We start from the raw sequence: 15,442 nt of genomic DNA, 5'->3' as shown, positions 1-15,442 counted from the left end.
TTTCAAGTCCGCTGTGGCTATATGCGTGGACAAGTCCGTCGAGGTCTTCACGGGGGTCGCCGAAGGCTCGATAGCCGCGGAGCCTAGAGGCTCCGGCGGATTCGGCTTCGACCCCATCTTCGTGCCCGCCGGCCACCTCAAGACGTTCGCAGAGATGAGCCTTGAGGAGAAGTCTGCCTTGTCCCACAGGGGGAAGGCGTTCAGACGCCTGGCGGAGTGGCTCATCTCCCGGGGCCCTCGGCCGCTCGAGGCGGGCCGTCCGCCTTCCGGCAAGCGTCCGTGAGCCGCGCCGTCGGGAGCTGCGCCTCGGCTGAAAATTTATAATGGGGCCTCTTCGTAGGGCCGTGCGCGTGCCTTACGCCAGAGAGGAGCTGGAAATACCCCAGGGAGTCTCGGCCACCGTGGAGAAGATAGGGCTGTTCGACTACAGGGTGGTTGTCAAGGGGCCTCTGGGCTCGGTCGAGAGGGTCTATAGGAACGTGCCGATATCTATATCCATGTCTGAGGGCAAGATAGTGCTGGAGGTCTTCGGGGCCAGGAAGAGGGAGTACGCAATATTGGGCGCGATAAAGGGCGAGCTGAAGAACGCCTTCACGGGCGTCTCCAGGGGCTGGCGGTATAAGCTGAAGATTATCTATACGCACTTCCCCATGTTGGTCAAGGTCCAGGGCAACCAGCTCACCATAGAGAACTTCCTGGGGAGGAAGTCCAAGATGGCCCTCGAGATACCCAAGGCCGTGAAGGTCCAGCTGCAGGGCAAGGAGGACATAATAGTCGAGGGGATAGACCGCGACGTCGTCAGCCAGTTCGCCGCCAACATCCAGAGGGCGACGGAGCTCCACGGCGACGAGAAGCCGGCGCCGCACGGCCGCGAGGGAGGGCTGGGCGTGGTTGACGGCATATATATCTACGGGGTCGAGCACATCAAGTGAGCTGGAGGCGATACTGAGGAGGAAGGCCCTCCAGCTGCTGACGTCGGGTAGCCGGCGCTGTTGTGTAGCGAGGTATCCCGTCGGCTACGAGCTGAGCGGCGTGGAGGAGCTGGGCGAGGCCGTCAAGGGCTGTAGGGTCGCCTTCGTCATGTTCTTCGGGAGGGTGTGTCCCTACTGCAAGGCGTTCGATCCCATATTTAGGCATGTGGGCGCCAAGTACGCAGATCTGGCCAACTTCGTCAAGGCCGAGGTGGAGAGGTTCGCGCTGACGGCCTCCGCGCTGGGCGTCATGGGCACGCCCACCACGTTCGCCTTCGTCGACGGGAGGCCCGCCGAGGCGTTGCCCGGCTTCGCGGTGGCCCCCGTCTTCGAGCAGTTCGTCCAGCGGAATTTGAGGGACGCCCGTTGCGGCTAGGGGCCAACTGATTTAAATACATAATACGCCGGCTGTATGGCCAGGGTGGTTATAATCGGGGGAGGGGCAGCCGGCGCATCCGCCGCGGCGAGGGCCAGGAGGCTTGACCCCAACGCCGAGATCGTCATGATCGAGGCGGGCTCCATGATCACCCACGCTCCATGCGGCATACCCTACGCCGTCAGCGGCGTCGTGGCCGACTACAAGAGCCTCATGACGTACAGCCCCGAGGAGTTCGAGAAGGAGAGGAATATAAAGGTGTTGGTAAACGCCAGGGCGGTAGACGTGGATCCCGACAAGAGGACGGTGGCGGTCGTCAGAGGCGGCAGAGGCGAGACTCTGCAGTGGGACAAGCTGATAGTGGCCACGGGGGCGAGGCCCCTGGTGCCGAGGATACCCGGCGTCGAGCTACCCGGCATATTGACCGTGAGGTTGCCCGACGACGTGCCGATACTGAAATCGGAGCTCGCCGGCGCGTCCACGGTGGGCGTTGTGGGAGGCGGATACATCGGCGTGGAGATGGCCGAGGCGCTTCTCCACCTGGGCAAGAAGGTGGTCTTGTTCGAGATGATGGATCGGCTTCTCCCCGCCGCCCTAGACGCCGACATGGCCTCCCTAGTGGCCGACGAGATGAAGAAGCGCGGCGTCGAGCTCCACCTGGGCGAGAAGGTCGTGGAGTTTAGGGGATCGGGCGGGAGGGTTTCGGCCGTCGTGACGGAGAAGGGCGAATATAGGGTGGACAAGGTGATACTCGCCGTGGGCGTCAAGCCCGATGCGGATCTGGCCTTGAAGGCCGGCGCCAAGCTGGGCGAGACGGGCGCGGTGGCCGTCAACGAGTACATGGAGACGGCCGCGCCGGACGTCTACGCCGCGGGCGACGTGGCCGAGAAGGTGCATAGGCTCACGGGCCGCAAGGTCTGGATACCGCTGGCCCCCTCGGCCAACAAGGAGGGGCAAGTCGCCGGCGGCAACGCGGTCAAGGGGAGGGCGTTGAGGTTCCCCGGGGTGGTGGGCACCGCCGTCACGAAGTTCTTCGACCTATATATAGCGAGGACCGGCTTGGGCGAAGAGGAGGCCCAGAGGCTCGGCATAAAGTACGACAAGGCGGTGATCAAGGCGAGGACCAAGGCCCAGTACTACCCCGGCTACGCGCCGGTGCACGTCAAGATGCTCGCCGATCAGTCGGGGAGAATCTTGGGAGTCCAAGCCCTCGGGTGGGACCATATAGTCGCCGCATATGCGGACATAGCCGCCGTGGCGATCGAGCGCGGCGCAACCATAGAGGATCTGTTCTTCGCCGATATAGGCTACATGCCCGCGACGGCGCCCGTCTGGCATCCTCTAATAGTCGCAGCAAGAGTTTTATCAAGAGGCAAACTCTGAGGTGTAGCGAGTCGTAGTCGATTGTTATAAACAAGCCGGTTTTCAAGCATCATGATAACGGTTATAGGAAGCGGAAGAGTCGGCGCCACGACCGCCGCGATGCTGGGCCTGATGGGCCTAGACAACAAGATAGTTCTAATCGACATAGTGAAGGGCCTTCCGCAGGGAGAGGCCCTCGATCTGAACCACATGTCGTCGATATTAGGACTCGACGTCTATTACGCGGGCTCCAACGACAACGCCGACATGAGAGGCAGCGATCTGGTGATAGTCACGGCCGGCCTCGCGAGGAAGCCCGGAATGACCAGAGAGCAGCTGTTGGGGCAGAACGCCGAGATAGTATACAACATAGGGAAGGACATAGCCAAATACGCCCCCGACTCCGTCGTCATCCTGACCACAAACCCGCTGGACGCCATGACGTACGTCATGTGGAAAGCCACAGGCTTTCCGCGCGAAAGGGTGATAGGCTTCAGCGGGGTGCTAGACGGCGGCAGGTTGGCGTTCTACTCCGGGCAGAAGCTGGGCATATCGCCGGCCTCGATAATCCCGATAGTCCTCGGCCAGCACGGCGAGAGCATGTTCCCGGTCCCCAGCAAGAGCTTCGTATACGGCGTGCCGCTAGATAGATTGCTCAAGCCCGAGGAGATGAAGGAGGTTGTCGACGAGACCGTCAAGGCGGGCGCCAGGATAACCGAGCTCAGGGGCTTCTCCTCCAACTGGGGCCCCGGCGCGGGCGTTGCCCTCATGGCCAAGGCCGTGAAGAGGGACGAGAGGAGGGCCCTGATAGCGTCCGTGGTGCTTAGGGGCGAATACGGCGTCACGGACGTGCCCGTGGAGGTGCCGATAGTGCTGGGCAGAGGCGGCGCGGTCAAGGTGCTCGAGGTGGAGCTGGGCGTCGACGAGAAGGCCAAGTTCGCCCAAAGCGTCGATGCCATACGCAAACTATTAAACTCACTGCCGGAAAAATATAGGTGAGCGAGGTAATCGTCGAGATCCAAGGCCCCCTGGTTTTTAGGCTCGTCCACGACAAGGAGCTGGGGTATCTATACGCACAGATACCCGTGGGCAAGAGGTTGCCGGGAGCCGTCGTCAGGGAGATAAGGACGGCGACCCACGACCCGTGGCGCTACGTGGAGGGCATGGGGCTTCTGCTGGACATATCTGCATGGACTAACGAAAGCGACTTGGATCCGCAGACCGTCGGCAAGGCCCTGGAGGCCAAATACAGAGAGATACTGGACGCAATAAAGAAGATAGTCGACGAGGCGGGCGAGGCGAGATCCGGGCGGAGGAGGCGGAGAGGCCGGAGGAAGAGGTCCAGGAGGTCCAGATCGAAGAGGAGTAGAAAGAAGGGTCGAAAAAGTAAAAAATGACATACGGATAGTCGGTCCATGTCCGAAGCAACGCCAATAGGACCTGCGCCAGCCGAAGTGCCGCACATAGAGGTCGACGAGGAGACCAAGGAGATCATAAAGGAGACGTTGTCGCAGATGGAGTCCCCTGTCGAGGTCAACTTCTTTTACAGCAACGACTGCGGAGGGAGGGAGACCAATTGGTGCGTCCCCACTGGGGAGCTTCTGGACCTGCTGGGCCAGTTGGCCCCGCCGGAGAAGCTGTTGATAAGGAAATACGACGTGGCTAAGGACCGAGAGGCGGCGGCTAAATTCGGCGTCGAGCCCTCTAGGATACCCGCGGTGTATTTCGGCGACGGCTTCATAAAATACTGGGGGGCGCCTCTAGGCGAGGAGGTGAGGGCGTTCATAGAGACGATCGTGAGGCTTTCGACTAAACGCACCGGCCTGAGGGCCAGGACTAGAAACGAGCTCGCGGCCTTCGCCGAGAGGGCCCAGAAGAGGGTCTACGTAATGACCGTGGTGACTCCGTCGTGCCCCTACTGCCCCTACGCCGTCCTGCTGGCCAATATGTTCGCCTACGAGAGCAAGGGGAAAGTCGTATCCGTCATGGTCGAGGCCTACGAGAACCCCGACATAGCCGACCAGTATGGAGTCACCGGCGTGCCCGCCGTCATACTCATGCGCGAGGGCGACCCCATGGGCAATATGGAGTTCGTGGGGGTGCCGCCTGAACATGAGCTGCTGGCCCGCGTCAAGGAATACGCAGGCGTTCAGTGATTAGGCGAAGAGGTTCTGTAGCTTCCCGAAGAGCTCGCTCCACAAGCCCAGGCCGGCCGCCTGGGCCAGCAAGAGGGCCCCGAGGGCTATCGACACGACGCCGACTATAAGCTCGAGCCTGTTGCCCCATTTGCTCAACTTCATGGACTTCACCGCGGCTTTTTTGCCCCATCTAGACACGGCCTTGAGGATGACGTAGAGCGCGACGGCGAGGCCCAGGGCGTAGGCCAACATTATGGCGAAGCCGTCCAGGAAGTTGCCCGACACAAGCGCCGAGACGGCGGCCAGGCCCATGAAGGGCGCTATGCAAGGGGTCCATACTGCGCCGAGCGACAAGCCGAGCGCGAAATCGCCGGCGCCGCGGGCCGCCTTGGAGGCCTTGGTCTGTAGCCCGGACATGGCCGTCACGAATCTCCGCTCGAGCGAGGGGACCGCCAGCAGAAGCCCCAGCGCGATGAGCACGGCGCCTCCAGCTCCCTCCAGGGCCGCCTTGAAGCCCGAGGCGGCTTGGCCCAACGCCGAAACGAGGACGCCGAAAGCGCTGAATGCGAGGACCATGCCTGCGAGGACCTTCCAGAGGCTACGACGCGCGGCCATGGCCACGGCTCCGACCGTTAAGACGGGGAGGACGCAGGGAGAGAATACGCTGGCAGTCCCCACCGCGAACGCCACAGGGAGCGTTAAGAACAACTGCGCGTTGCCTTGAGCAACGGCCCCGACCGCAACGCCTTGTTGCCGAGCCTCGGCGGCTGTCGGCGACGGCGTCGCTCCGAAGCCCGATAGTTGCAGGAACTCGAGGAAGCCCTGGGGCGGGAGGCCGCCCAGCAGAAGGCCCTTGAGGTACAGCTTGCCGCCTACGTCGTAGCCCACCAGCATGGTGGGGGTCCCCAATATGGGGACTTGGTACGGGCCGAAGTAGGGCTCGGTGTAGCCCGCCTGTCCGTTCCCCACGACGAAGACCGAGCCGTTTATGTAGACCGGCACCGAGCTTATAGGCGTATAGGTTATGTCTATAGAGATTAGGTTGAGCCCGGACAAGGCCGACGCCACGGTGGAGTTTGTGAAGACCTGGGTCTCCATGTACTGGCAAGCCGGGCAACCAACCTCGTTGATGAAGATAAAGGTTGGGCCTTGATGCGACGCGAGGTAGGCCTCGAGGTCCTGGAGGCTGGACGCCTCGTAGAACTTCAAGGCGCCTATCTGGGTCAAGGATCCCGCGAGCGCCGTCCCGGCTAGGAGCAAGACGACGAGGAGGGAGCGCATTGCTAAATATGTTTATACCTATTTAACCATGGATGCCCTGCGGAGGATAGCCAAGGCGTCGAGCGAGGGCGTCATGTGGAGGGCCTACGTGGCCGCCAGGACCCTGGCGGAGATGGCGGCCAGAGCCGTCGTGGAGGCGGGTCTCCCCAGGCCGGAGAGATGCGAGGACCTACCGCGGGTTCTGGCGGGGGGCATCCTCGACCCCGCCGACTCGGCGAAACTTGCAGAGGTTTTGAAGACGGCGAAGGCTCTGCACAAAACCCAAGATCCTGCCGTCGCGAAGAAGATAGCCGACGACGCCGTAGAGCTCGTGGAGCGCCTTGCGAGGGCCGCTAGGCGTAGATACCCCGCCGTCGAGACGAGGGAGGGCGTTAGATACGCCTTAAAGGCGGCGGGGGTCAAGGCGGCTTACTCCATAGGCCCCGGCGAGCTCGCCGTAAGGGCCGATAGACCTCTCGGGCTCGAGGAAAAGCTTAGGCTGGCCGCCGAGCTTTCCGCCGAGCTGGGGATTCCGCCCGACAGGCTTATCGTCGGAGATCTGGCCGAGCCAGGAACCCTCGAAAGAACCATAAGGGAGGGAAAGCTGATCTACGCAGACGACCTAGATGACGAGATAGATTGGCTTTCAGAAAGATATATGGAGTATATATGCTGTTGACAGAACCCTAGTTGCCGACGGCCTTCGGAAGGCCGGCCGTTCGTCTTGAAAAGTAATAAGGTCGAATGGCTGCTGACAATATGGCGATAAGGGAGGGGGACGTCATCGTGGCGACTACGCCGTATGTGCCCGGGCATAGGGTCGTCAAGGTGTTAGGCATAGCGCTGGGCATCACGGTGAGGTCTAGGGGCCTAGGCGGCAGATTCCTCGCCGGCTTGAGGGCTCTGGCGGGCGGAGAGATCACGGAGTTCACCGAGCTGGCTGAACAGGCGAGGAGGCAGGCCATAGAGAGGATGGTAGAGCACGCGAGGTCGCTTGGGGCGAACGCCGTGATCAGCTTCAGGCTCGACTCCAACGAGATAAGCGAATACATGGATGAGATAATAGCGTACGGCACGGCGGTCGTCGTGGAGCCGGAGCAGGGAGCCGGCCGCGTCGTTGTGGAGTGAGCGGCGCCTAGACCTAAGAGCACGCGGTTGCGGTCGGTATCTCCGCGCGGTCTGTAGATGCTGGGGGAATTGCGGCGCGGGGAGGGCCGAAGCCGCTGAGCTATGACGTGGAGCTGGGGCAGGATATCGCTATCGGACAGAGATCCGCATGCGAATAAACTCCCGGAGGATTTGGGTCAAGCCGTGGGTCTCCCATTCCCTAACATCTCCAACCGCTTAGCGCCGACAAGGCTACGGTGTGGATATAGCCATCGTGGGGCGTAGAACAGCCCTACGCCGTTCGCCGCTCTCTGAGACGCAGATCCGCCGCTCCTCCGGACGACTCAGACCGATATTCCTAAATAGGACTTCAGAAATGGGGGACTGTCGGGGCGTGCCTAGATAAATCCACGTCTCAAGGTTCCGCCTTTACCTGCGTCCTGGTTCCTGGTCCATTTGGCGAGGAACTGCCTATAGCACTCCCTGCTGCAGAACACCCACGGCTTGTTGACGCAGCAAGTCTTCGCCACGATCGGCGTGCCTGTTATCAGCTTGCCGCAGTTGGAGCACCTCAGCTCGATGGACCTCTGGACCTTTAGCTCAAACGGCATATTGAGCTTTGCCTATCTCCTCGGCCACGATCTCCGCTATCCTCCTGCCCGACATGAGCATTCCGCCGAAGATAGGGCCCATCCGCGGCAGGCCGAAGACAGCCGCCACGGCCATGCCGGCCACGTAGAGGCCTGGCGCCACTCTGCCGGTATGCTCCACCACCAGTTTTTCCGACACCTCTGACCACGCCGACTTCTCGCCCTGTAGCTGTATGCCGAGCTCGGGCACCTTCCTAGCCGCGACGGAGACCACCTCCGCGTCGTGGCCCGTAGCGTCTACGACGGCCTTGGCCTGCATGTAGAGCGGATCGACGTGCATGCCGGACATCTGGATAGGGGTCCATATCCAGAGGAGCCCCGCAATTCTCGGCGGATTGCCTCTGAAAATCACGTCGTCCACGTGTACCCCGAGCAGTATCTTCGCGCCGGCGTCTATGGCGCCTGCGGCGAGCTTAGCTATGAGCTCGGCGGGATCCACAGCGTACAGCCCGTCGCCGGCTGGCTTGTACCCGACCTTGAAGTCGCGCAGTATGGGGAGCGCCTCCTCCTGCACGATTATCTTCGGGAACATGTTGCCGCCCGGCCCTATGCCGCCGCCGAAGGAGAACCGCCGCTCCAGCACGATCACCTTGAGCCCCTTCTCGGCGAGGTAGCGGGCGGCCGTCAACCCCGACGGGCCGGCGCCCACGATGGCCACGTCGACGTCGCTGTATTCGTAGAGCTCCTCGGCGCCATGCCTCACTATCGCTCTCCCGATCTTGAGCTCCATGGACGCACGACGTCTTCCATATATAAGTTATCTCGTTGCAATAATGCCTTTATCGACGGGCGGCGAGCGGCAGAGTTTATTACGGGATCTATTTAGCACATGGAGGAGGTGATCTACAGGGGCAGGAAGTTCTCGTTGGTCAGAAGGGCTAGAAACGTCGGCGGCAGGTTGGCCTGGGGCGAGTATCTGGTCCATCCAGGCGCCGTGGCCGTCCTGGCCCTTGTGGACGGCGAGGCCCTGCTGGTCCGCCAGTTCAGAGGCGCGCTGGGCGGGCGGACCCTGGAGATACCTGCGGGGACCTTAGAGCCCGGCGAGAGCCCCGAGGAGACCGCGGCGCGGGAGATGGTCGAGGAGACCGGCTACAAGCCTCTGCGGCTGGAGCCCCTCCTGGACTTCTACCCCACGCCCGGCGTGAGCAACGAACGCATCTGGGTGTTCTTCGCCGACAGGTCGGAGCATGTGGGGATCGGCGGCCGCGACGCCGATGAGGCCGACATGGAGGTGCTGAAGATGAGGCCGCGGGATGTTCTCGCCATGATAGACCGGGGCGAGATAAAGGACGGCAAAACCGTGCTGGCGTTCCTCGCCGCGCATCGCAGAGGGCTGATATAGCGTGGCCGCGGTCGGCGGAGCCGTCTATCTCGCCGGCGAGCGGCGTTGAGGCAAGCCCTTGGTCGGCCGGAGCGGCGAGCGGTCCGGCGGCTGGAGCGCTAGCCGAAGAGCGGCACCCGGGACCTCTTGGGCGGCCTCGGCACCAACGCCGTGAGCGCGGCGGATGCAAGCGCTATAGACGCCATCACGTACATGCCGCTGAGCCCCATGGAGGACAGGAGAAGACCCATGGCGAGGGGGCCGAGGGCGCCGCCTCCGGTGTTGCCGAGACCCCACACCAGCGACGTGGCCAGGCCGGTAGAGGACCGCGGCACTAGGTCTCCCGCTAGGGACAAGGTCAGCGGGAACGCGCTGAAGGTGAAGAGGCCGAAGACGGGCAGCCAATAGAGGTCTCTGGTCACGACGAGCGCAACGGCCGAGAGGGCGGCGCCCGCCGTGGTGCCGGCCAGGAGAGTCCTCCTCCCAGCTGCGTCGCTGAGGTAGCCGAAGAGCGGCTGGCCGACGATGGCCGGCAGCAGGAAGAACGTTATCTCGTTTCCGAGGCTCTGGCCGAAGGAATAGCCGAAGTAGCTCACGAGCACGACGCCTACATATTGGGCTATCCCCTGTAGCGCGAAGCCCCGCGCGAAGACTACGGCTGTCAGCGTGGCCACAGCCCTCATGTCCGCCCTCTCGGAGGGCTCGGCCCGGCGTCCGCTCCTACGTACCCCGGCCTCCTCGCAGAGGAACATCGGTATCGACGTAGCCAGGGAGACGGCGGCGAGTGAGGCCAATGCATATAGGTAATTGGACGCGAGGAGGGCGAAGAGGGCCGTGCTTATGGCCGGGTAGAGGGATCTCCCCAGGCTGCCCATGGCCCCGTTTATCCCCATCGCATATCCGCTGCTCCCGCCGTAGCTCAACGCCAGGGCGGCCGACCCCAGGGGGTGGTAAAACGCAGAGGCTATGCCGGCCACCACGGCGCCGGCCAGGGCCATGGGCACGTTGTAGAACTCAACGCCGTATCCGAACACGGCGAGGCCGAGGGCCCATAGGCCCATGCCGAGGCCTATGAGCTTGAGCGGCTTCCCGTATCTATCCATCAAATGGCCAACCAGGGGCGACGCCAGGGCGCCAAGCCCGGCGAAGGCGAGCGCGATAACTCCCGCCAGATAGGCCGGCATGCCGTGGGTCTTGACCATATAGGCGTAGGCCACAGGCAACAGCCACGTGTTTCCGTCGTTCACGAAATGGGCCACGCTGGTCAACGCCAGGGTTCTTCCGGCGCTAGGCATGGCGTTTTTTCGATATATCTATAATAGCCATTCGCTCGCGGGCCTTCTCGACAGCCCTATCGACCTCTCTAACAACCGCAGGGCTTTCCTCGATCGGCCTCTCGGGCAGGGGGTTCGGGGCGCCGTCGGCTCCGGCCAGAAGGGCCCTAAGCGCTGGGATGGACGCGGCGGAGGTGCAGTCCAGCACGATGTACCCGCCCTCCGCGATGAGGCGGCCCGCGGCGTGGTACGAGGCGGTTGTGGCGAAGAAGTGGCCCAGCGGCTCCAGCCTGTAGAGGTCTAGCCCCACCTCGAGCACGAGGGGGCGCCTCAGCCTCCCGGCGAGGTCCAGCGCGGCCTCCACGGATCTGTCCGAGGCGCCGGGCGGAAGAGGCACGGCGACGACCCTATCGCTCCTCCTGGCCAGCCTCCCCGGATGCGGGCCGTCCGCGCCGCTGTAGATCGCCAGGAACGGAAACCCCAGCCTTAGATGTAGCTCCCAAGTCCCCCAGGGGAAGTGCGCGTCGAGCGACACGACGGCGGCCTCCAACTCCTTGGCGAGATAGGCAACGGCGTTGAGCAGGCCGCCGCGGCCCGAGCTATAGCCCACGCCCCTCGGAGGGTACGTCGCAACGACCGCTTTCCCCCTGCGTCTGGCCTCCTCCAACAGCCCGAGGGCGGCCAACACCTCGTCCTCCCGCCTTCTGGCGGCGTCGGCCAGAGGACCGCCGTGGAGCTCGAGATATTTGCTCCAATCGCCCTTGGTAGAGACCGCCTCGACCAGCTCGGGCGGTACGGCGCGCAGCCTCTCGTCGATATAGCCCTCAGCGACGAGAACCCTCACGACCGACGTTCCGGCCGCATTTAAATCGTTTTCGATATCTCCGCCATTTATCTCAGTTAATACTATCGAAAAATATATAACTTCCGAGCATCTCTGCGGCGTGGACGAGCTTAGGGCAGCTGAGACGTCCATAGCCGCCACCGCGGCGGTGATGGCCCTCTACCTCTCGATTTGGCTGGCGACGGCATCGGTGGCCGCGTTGTCGGAGCTGGCCCACACGCTCGTGGACGCAGTCGGCGTGACCGCCACCTATTTCGCTGTGAAGACAAGCAGAAAGCCCCCGGATCTGGAGCATCCATACGGTCACTACAAGGCCGACACCCTCGGCGGGCTTCTCGGCTCCCTGGTCGTACTGATGGCGGCCGCCCTCGTCGGCTATGAAGGCGTCGAGAAGCTGATAAGGTGGGAGCCCTACGAGCCGGACCTCTTCGCGCTTGCGGCTGTCGCCGTGGCCATGGCCATAGACGCGAGCAGGGTGAGGATCCTCAGGCGTTTTCCCCACAGCAAGGCGTTGAGCGCCGATTCGTTGCACTTCTCCACGGACATATTCGCCTCGGCGGGCGTCTTGGCGCTCTTCGCGGCCGGTCTGGCGCTCGAAGGAGCGACGCCGGGCCTTTTCGCCGAATTGGCTCCAGCACTGGATGTAGCGGTCGCGGCGGCCATTGCGGCGGTCTTCACGACGTTGAGCCTGAGGCTGTTGCGCGCCGCTGCGCTGGAGCTCCTAGACTACTCGCCGCCGCAGCTCAGAGAGGAGGCCAGAGCCCTCGCGGCGGGCGTCAACGGCGTCGTCGCGGTCAAAGACGTGAGGCTGAGGAAGGCCGGGTCCATATACCACGGCGAGGCCACCATAGAGGTGAGGCGAGGCCTCAGCGTCGAGGAGGCCCACAAAATAGCCGACGCGGTCGAGGAGCGGCTGAAGAGACGGCTCGGCGGCTATGTGGTCGTCCACGTCGAGCCGACCCAGCTGCCGAGATCTTCCGACTGTTGCGACGTAGTCATGGTGGGCCCCGATGAGGTGATCGCCTACTTCTACTCCCTGGACTGTAGACCGTGTTTTCCGGGGTTCCGCGTCGAGCGGATATATAGACCAAAGAGGTGACTGCCGTCGCGCCGGTCCTTTTTGCGTAGCGCGCCTAGCGGGCATGAAAAATGGATGCGAAAACGGGCCTGGGGCCCTCTAGGCCTAGGCGCCGGCTCCGCCGGCGGCTCGAGAATAGCGTCGAGGACCTTTTGGAGCACCTGCTCCGCCAGTCGGCATCGAGAAATAATAAATACGCCGTGTATCGATATATCGCATGAACGGCAACGCCATCGAGGTGCTTGATCTCGTCAAGAGGTACGGCAACGTGACCGCGCTGGCCGGCGTCACGTTCTCGGTCTCCAGGGGCGAGATATTCGGCCTCCTTGGCCCCAACGGGGCCGGGAAGACCACCACGATCAAGATATTGACCGGCCTCACGCCCCCCACATCGGGGAGGGCCTACGTGGCCGGCTTCGACGTGGTGAGGCAGCCCAACGAGGTGAAGAGACGGGTGGGCTGGGTCTCCTCCGAGGTGATCCTGGACGACGACCTCAACGCCTGGGAGAACTTGGAGCTACAGGCGAGGCTCCAGGGCGTTAGGAACTGGAGGGAGCGGGCAACCGAGCTGCTGAAGTATTTCGATCTGCTCCAGAGCGCCGGCAGGCCTGTGGGCGGATACTCAACCGGCATGAGGAAGAAGCTTGAGATAGCCACGGCCCTGCTCCACTCGCCGGAGATACTGTTCCTCGACGAGCCGACGATAGGTCTCGACGTCAACGCGAGGGCCATGTTGTGGGACCTCATAAGGACCGTCAACAGGGAGTTCGGCGTGACGATACTCCTGACGACGCACTACATGGAGGAGGCCGACGCTCTGTGCAACAGAGTCGCCATAATAAATCTGGGCAAGATCATGGCTCTGGGGAGCCCCGCCGAGCTGAAGTCGAGCGTCGGCGGCGAGGTCGTGGAGCTCGAGATCGAGAGGCCGGTGGATCTATCCGCTCTGAAGAGGCTGCCCGACGTCCTTGACGTGGCCGCCTCCGACGGCAAGATCAGGATAACGGTCAGAAAGGCAGACGAGACGATACCCGCGATAGTTAAGAGCCTGGACTTCTCTGCGGTTAAGTCCCTCAAGGTCGAGAAGCCGACTCTCGACACGGTCTTCATGAAGCTGACCGGCAAGAGGATCGAGGAGTCCCATGTGGACTACAGGCGCTTCTACGCGATGATCCGCAGGTCGAGGCGATGAGCGGGCTGGGCGCCTTCTGGGGCCTATACAAGCGCGAGGTCGTGAAGATTTACAGGAGGGCCTTCGCGCTCGTCATGACGTTCATGCAGCCCATAATCTGGATAATCTTCTTCGGCTCGTCGCTCAACGGCATGCCTAGGGAATACTTGGTTCAATTCTTCGGGACGCCTAACTACATCGGATTCGTACTGCCCGGCCAGCTGGCTACCTCCATGCTGTCCACCGGAACTTTCAGCGCCATGTCGATAGTCTGGGACAGGCGCTTCGGCTTCCTCAAGAAGATCTTGGTGACGCCAGCCCCCCGCGAGGCGGTCTTCTTCTCTAAGGTGGCCGGCGCGGTCACGAGAGGCTTGGTGCAGGTGCCGGTGATGCTGGCCGCAGCCTTGGCCTTCGGCGTGGCCCTCCCCCTCGACCCTGTGGGCTATCTGGAGTGGATAGCCGCATTGATGCTTCTGGGGATCGGCTTCTCGAGCATATATCTAGCTGTCGCCATGAAGTCCTCCGACTGGCAACACCCCCAGCTTGTCGCCAACGTCATGAATCTCCCTCTGATGTTCACATCCACCGCGCTGTTCCCGCGGACCTTCTACCCGGCCTGGATGAGGGCCATAGCGGACGTCAACCCCATAACGTTCGCCACAGAGATAGGGAGAGGCGTGGTCTTGAACGACCCCTACACCCCGACGCTTCTGGGCTACCTCGCCGCCTTCGCCGCCGCGTCGATGGCCATAGGCCTCTTGGTGGCGAGGAGGTTCATGACCGCAGAATAACAAGCCCTGCAGACGCGGAATATTCCGTCGTGTACGACATCTTTATATAACCCCAGACCGCGACCCAAGTGAGATCGAGGCTGACTTGGCTCTTCAGAAAGCTGGAAATATTGGCGCTTCTGTTCGTCCTAGGCCTCCTATATGTCTACTTCAAGTCGAAGGTGGGCTATCTGGACCAGATGAAGACATCGGTGTTTCTCGTCCTCGTGGTGCCGCTCCTTATCTACCTCTCGGTAGAGGACGCCGTGAAAAGGGCGCCTACAGCGGCCAGGCGTAGGCCTTAGGGCGGGCAATCCGGCGAGGTATAGACCCCGCGAGAGTTGCGCGTACGCCTTACGGGCTCCAGGCGGCGACCAGCCGCGGCAACATATGCCGGAGACAGGCGCGCCATGTATCGAGGACCTACGGCACAACGGGCTCTCCGCAGACGGCGCGAGCTACGGTGGAGGCAAAACGTCGCCGACTGCCTCCACGCGCCAGACGGATCCGGAGTCGATCCAAGGCTTCCAAAAGCTCAGTCTGGCGCCTAGCCGAACCAGACGAGTAGCCCGGCCGGGATTCGAACCCGGGCCACGGGGTTTCTCCCCCTCAGGTCCAAAGCCCCGCATCCATAGCCGGGCTGCGTCCGGGCACGCGGCCCGAACCGCCCTCCGTGGCCCCTTGGCCGCTAGACGACCGGGCTCGCCCCACAAACACACAAAACATTTTAAACATTTCCCCGGCGGAGATCCGTCGTTATGAAATTTAAATGGCGGGCTAGCTCCGTGGTCCTTGTAGAGGTCCCGCTTCACGTCACAAGCATATGGTCGCCTAGATACACCGACGATCCCCTAACAACCGGATCCATCGGTTGCGGCGTGTTGTTAAGGCCCGGCGTCAGGATGTACGTTGGGCGGGGAGGCGGGAGGCCCGGCGTGAAGCACATAGAGCTCGCGCTCGAGGGTCTCGGGGTCGATGCAGGCGTCGTGTACGAATCGCCTGTGGACCTCGGCGTTGGGTACGGCCTAAGCGCCGCGTTGACTCTCGGCGCCGCTCTGGGCGCCGCCGCGTTGGCGGGCAGGCCTATGCTCGAGGGGGCCAGGCTGGCGCACGCGATCGA

At 62.7% G+C, this 15,442-nt stretch carries 19 protein-coding genes, 1 tRNA gene and 1 pseudogene; 15 read left to right on the top strand and 6 right to left on the bottom strand.

Annotated elements, in window-relative coordinates; all coding sequences use genetic code 11:
- From B7L68_RS07225 to B7L68_RS07195, 7 genes are all read left to right on the top strand, one after another.
- The coding region (locus tag B7L68_RS07225) for a non-canonical purine NTP pyrophosphatase (protein ID WP_304529106.1) at positions 1-283 on the top strand (283 nt) is incomplete at its 5' end.
- Positions 284-344: 61 nt separating this feature from the next.
- Positions 345-932, top strand: a complete 588-nt coding sequence (locus tag B7L68_RS07220) for a 50S ribosomal protein L6 (RefSeq protein WP_081247007.1) — start codon at positions 345-347, stop codon at positions 930-932.
- A complete protein-coding gene (locus B7L68_RS07215; protein ID WP_238136375.1) occupies positions 892-1,347 on the top strand; it encodes a thioredoxin family protein in 456 nt (151 codons plus the stop codon). Before B7L68_RS07220 ends, B7L68_RS07215 begins: the two co-directional genes overlap by 41 nt.
- 36 nt (positions 1,348-1,383) lie before the next feature.
- Entirely contained in the window at positions 1,384-2,730 is a 1,347-nt protein-coding gene (locus tag B7L68_RS07210; protein ID WP_081247006.1) for an FAD-dependent oxidoreductase, read from the top strand.
- Between the two features lie 51 nt (positions 2,731-2,781).
- Positions 2,782-3,708, top strand: a complete 927-nt coding sequence (locus B7L68_RS07205; protein WP_081247005.1) for a malate dehydrogenase — start codon at positions 2,782-2,784, stop codon at positions 3,706-3,708.
- On the top strand, positions 3,705-4,106 hold the full coding sequence (locus tag B7L68_RS07200) for a hypothetical protein (protein ID WP_081247004.1): 402 nt from the start codon (positions 3,705-3,707) through the stop codon (positions 4,104-4,106). Before B7L68_RS07205 ends, B7L68_RS07200 begins: the two co-directional genes overlap by 4 nt.
- An 18-nt stretch (positions 4,107-4,124) precedes the next feature.
- The gene (locus tag B7L68_RS07195) at positions 4,125-4,865 is read left to right on the top strand and encodes a thioredoxin family protein (RefSeq protein WP_081247003.1); all 741 of its coding nucleotides are present in this window, start codon (positions 4,125-4,127) and stop codon (positions 4,863-4,865) included.
- Here B7L68_RS07195 and B7L68_RS07190 read toward each other — a convergent pair whose 3' ends face one another.
- Positions 4,866-6,128: a cytochrome c biogenesis CcdA family protein gene (locus tag B7L68_RS07190; RefSeq protein ID WP_081247002.1), complete on the bottom strand. Its 1,263-nt coding sequence runs from the start codon at positions 6,126-6,128 to the stop codon at positions 4,866-4,868.
- A gap of 28 nt (positions 6,129-6,156) precedes the next feature.
- Here B7L68_RS07190 and B7L68_RS07185 point away from each other — a divergent pair, with 28 nt between their 5' ends.
- Both B7L68_RS07185 and B7L68_RS07180 read left to right on the top strand, forming a co-directional pair.
- On the top strand, positions 6,157-6,786 hold the full coding sequence (locus B7L68_RS07185; protein WP_081247001.1) for a nucleotidyltransferase: 630 nt from the start codon (positions 6,157-6,159) through the stop codon (positions 6,784-6,786).
- A gap of 80 nt (positions 6,787-6,866) precedes the next feature.
- The gene (locus B7L68_RS07180; protein WP_081247000.1) at positions 6,867-7,235 is read left to right on the top strand and encodes a heavy metal-binding domain-containing protein; all 369 of its coding nucleotides are present in this window, start codon (positions 6,867-6,869) and stop codon (positions 7,233-7,235) included.
- Positions 7,236-7,612: 377 nt separating this feature from the next.
- Here the strand turns inward: B7L68_RS07180 and B7L68_RS07175 are convergent, their stop codons facing one another.
- Positions 7,613-7,825 carry a TRASH domain-containing protein gene (locus B7L68_RS07175; protein WP_081246999.1) on the bottom strand — a complete coding sequence of 71 codons (213 nt, stop codon included), beginning with the start codon at positions 7,823-7,825 and terminating at the stop codon, positions 7,613-7,615.
- Positions 7,815-8,594, bottom strand: coding sequence for a sulfide-dependent adenosine diphosphate thiazole synthase (locus B7L68_RS07170; protein ID WP_081246998.1), 780 nt, complete (start codon positions 8,592-8,594; stop codon positions 7,815-7,817). The genes B7L68_RS07175 and B7L68_RS07170 overlap by 11 nt, the downstream gene beginning before the upstream one ends.
- A gap of 99 nt (positions 8,595-8,693) precedes the next feature.
- Here B7L68_RS07170 and B7L68_RS07165 point away from each other — a divergent pair, with 99 nt between their 5' ends.
- On the top strand, positions 8,694-9,206 hold the full coding sequence (locus B7L68_RS07165) for an NUDIX hydrolase (RefSeq protein WP_081246997.1): 513 nt from the start codon (positions 8,694-8,696) through the stop codon (positions 9,204-9,206).
- A 98-nt stretch (positions 9,207-9,304) separates the two neighbouring features.
- On the opposite strand, the gene B7L68_RS07160 is transcribed toward B7L68_RS07165, so the two are convergent.
- Both B7L68_RS07160 and B7L68_RS07155 read right to left on the bottom strand, forming a co-directional pair.
- The gene (locus B7L68_RS07160) at positions 9,305-10,480 is read right to left on the bottom strand and encodes an MFS transporter (RefSeq protein ID WP_081246996.1); all 1,176 of its coding nucleotides are present in this window, start codon (positions 10,478-10,480) and stop codon (positions 9,305-9,307) included.
- Entirely contained in the window at positions 10,473-11,303 is an 831-nt protein-coding gene (locus B7L68_RS07155) for a histone deacetylase (protein ID WP_238136374.1), read from the bottom strand. The genes B7L68_RS07160 and B7L68_RS07155 overlap by 8 nt, the downstream gene beginning before the upstream one ends.
- 100 nt (positions 11,304-11,403) lie before the next feature.
- Between B7L68_RS07155 and B7L68_RS07150 the strand changes: the two genes are divergently transcribed.
- The 4 genes from B7L68_RS07150 to B7L68_RS07135 all read left to right on the top strand — a co-directional run bounded on the left by B7L68_RS07150 (position 11,404) and on the right by B7L68_RS07135 (position 14,627).
- Positions 11,404-12,402: a cation diffusion facilitator family transporter gene (locus B7L68_RS07150; protein WP_081246995.1), complete on the top strand. Its 999-nt coding sequence runs from the start codon at positions 11,404-11,406 to the stop codon at positions 12,400-12,402.
- Positions 12,403-12,598: 196 nt separating this feature from the next.
- Complete coding sequence (locus B7L68_RS07145) at positions 12,599-13,573, top strand: ATP-binding cassette domain-containing protein (RefSeq protein ID WP_081246994.1); 975 nt, start codon at positions 12,599-12,601, stop codon at positions 13,571-13,573.
- Positions 13,570-14,343 (top strand): ABC transporter permease, encoded by a 774-nt coding sequence (locus B7L68_RS07140; RefSeq protein WP_081246993.1) that lies wholly within the window; start codon positions 13,570-13,572, stop codon positions 14,341-14,343. The genes B7L68_RS07145 and B7L68_RS07140 overlap by 4 nt, the downstream gene beginning before the upstream one ends.
- Before the next feature lie 68 nt (positions 14,344-14,411).
- Positions 14,412-14,627, top strand: coding sequence for a hypothetical protein (locus B7L68_RS07135; protein WP_081246992.1), 216 nt, complete (start codon positions 14,412-14,414; stop codon positions 14,625-14,627).
- Positions 14,628-14,887: 260 nt separating this feature from the next.
- Here the strand turns inward: B7L68_RS07135 and B7L68_RS07130 are convergent.
- Positions 14,888-15,025 (bottom strand) — tRNA-Gln (locus tag B7L68_RS07130).
- A gap of 82 nt (positions 15,026-15,107) precedes the next feature.
- Between B7L68_RS07130 and B7L68_RS07125 the strand changes: the two are divergent.
- Positions 15,108-15,442 (top strand): annotated as a pseudogene (locus tag B7L68_RS07125) (pantothenate kinase); the annotation flags it as partial.

Origin of the sequence: Thermoproteus sp. CP80 (genome assembly GCF_002077075.2) — an archaeon.
In the GTDB taxonomy this organism is placed as follows: Archaea; Thermoproteota; Thermoprotei; order Thermoproteales; family Thermoproteaceae; genus Thermoproteus.
Note: the sequence above shows the minus strand (reverse complement) of the source record. Positions and strands in the feature narration are given on the sequence as shown.

Bases quoted from the DNA above. Each gene is read 5' to 3' on its own strand.
- B7L68_RS07180 (WP_081247000.1), top strand. From the start codon at position 6,867: ATGGCGATAAGGGAGGGGGACGTCATCGTGGCGACTACGCCGTATGTG.
- B7L68_RS07145 (WP_081246994.1), top strand. From the start codon at position 12,599: ATGAACGGCAACGCCATCGAGGTGCTTGATCTCGTCAAGAGGTACGGC.
- B7L68_RS07190 (WP_081247002.1), bottom strand. From the start codon at position 6,128: ATGCGCTCCCTCCTCGTCGTCTTGCTCCTAGCCGGGACGGCGCTCGCG.
- B7L68_RS07185 (WP_081247001.1), top strand. From the start codon at position 6,157: ATGGATGCCCTGCGGAGGATAGCCAAGGCGTCGAGCGAGGGCGTCATG.
- B7L68_RS07170 (WP_081246998.1), bottom strand. From the start codon at position 8,594: ATGGAGCTCAAGATCGGGAGAGCGATAGTGAGGCATGGCGCCGAGGAG.
- B7L68_RS07195 (WP_081247003.1), top strand. From the start codon at position 4,125: ATGTCCGAAGCAACGCCAATAGGACCTGCGCCAGCCGAAGTGCCGCAC.
- B7L68_RS07205 (WP_081247005.1), top strand. From the start codon at position 2,782: ATGATAACGGTTATAGGAAGCGGAAGAGTCGGCGCCACGACCGCCGCG.
- B7L68_RS07210 (WP_081247006.1), top strand. From the start codon at position 1,384: ATGGCCAGGGTGGTTATAATCGGGGGAGGGGCAGCCGGCGCATCCGCC.
- B7L68_RS07165 (WP_081246997.1), top strand. From the start codon at position 8,694: ATGGAGGAGGTGATCTACAGGGGCAGGAAGTTCTCGTTGGTCAGAAGG.
- B7L68_RS07175 (WP_081246999.1), bottom strand. From the start codon at position 7,825: ATGCCGTTTGAGCTAAAGGTCCAGAGGTCCATCGAGCTGAGGTGCTCC.
- B7L68_RS07140 (WP_081246993.1), top strand. From the start codon at position 13,570: ATGAGCGGGCTGGGCGCCTTCTGGGGCCTATACAAGCGCGAGGTCGTG.
- B7L68_RS07160 (WP_081246996.1), bottom strand. From the start codon at position 10,480: ATGCCTAGCGCCGGAAGAACCCTGGCGTTGACCAGCGTGGCCCATTTC.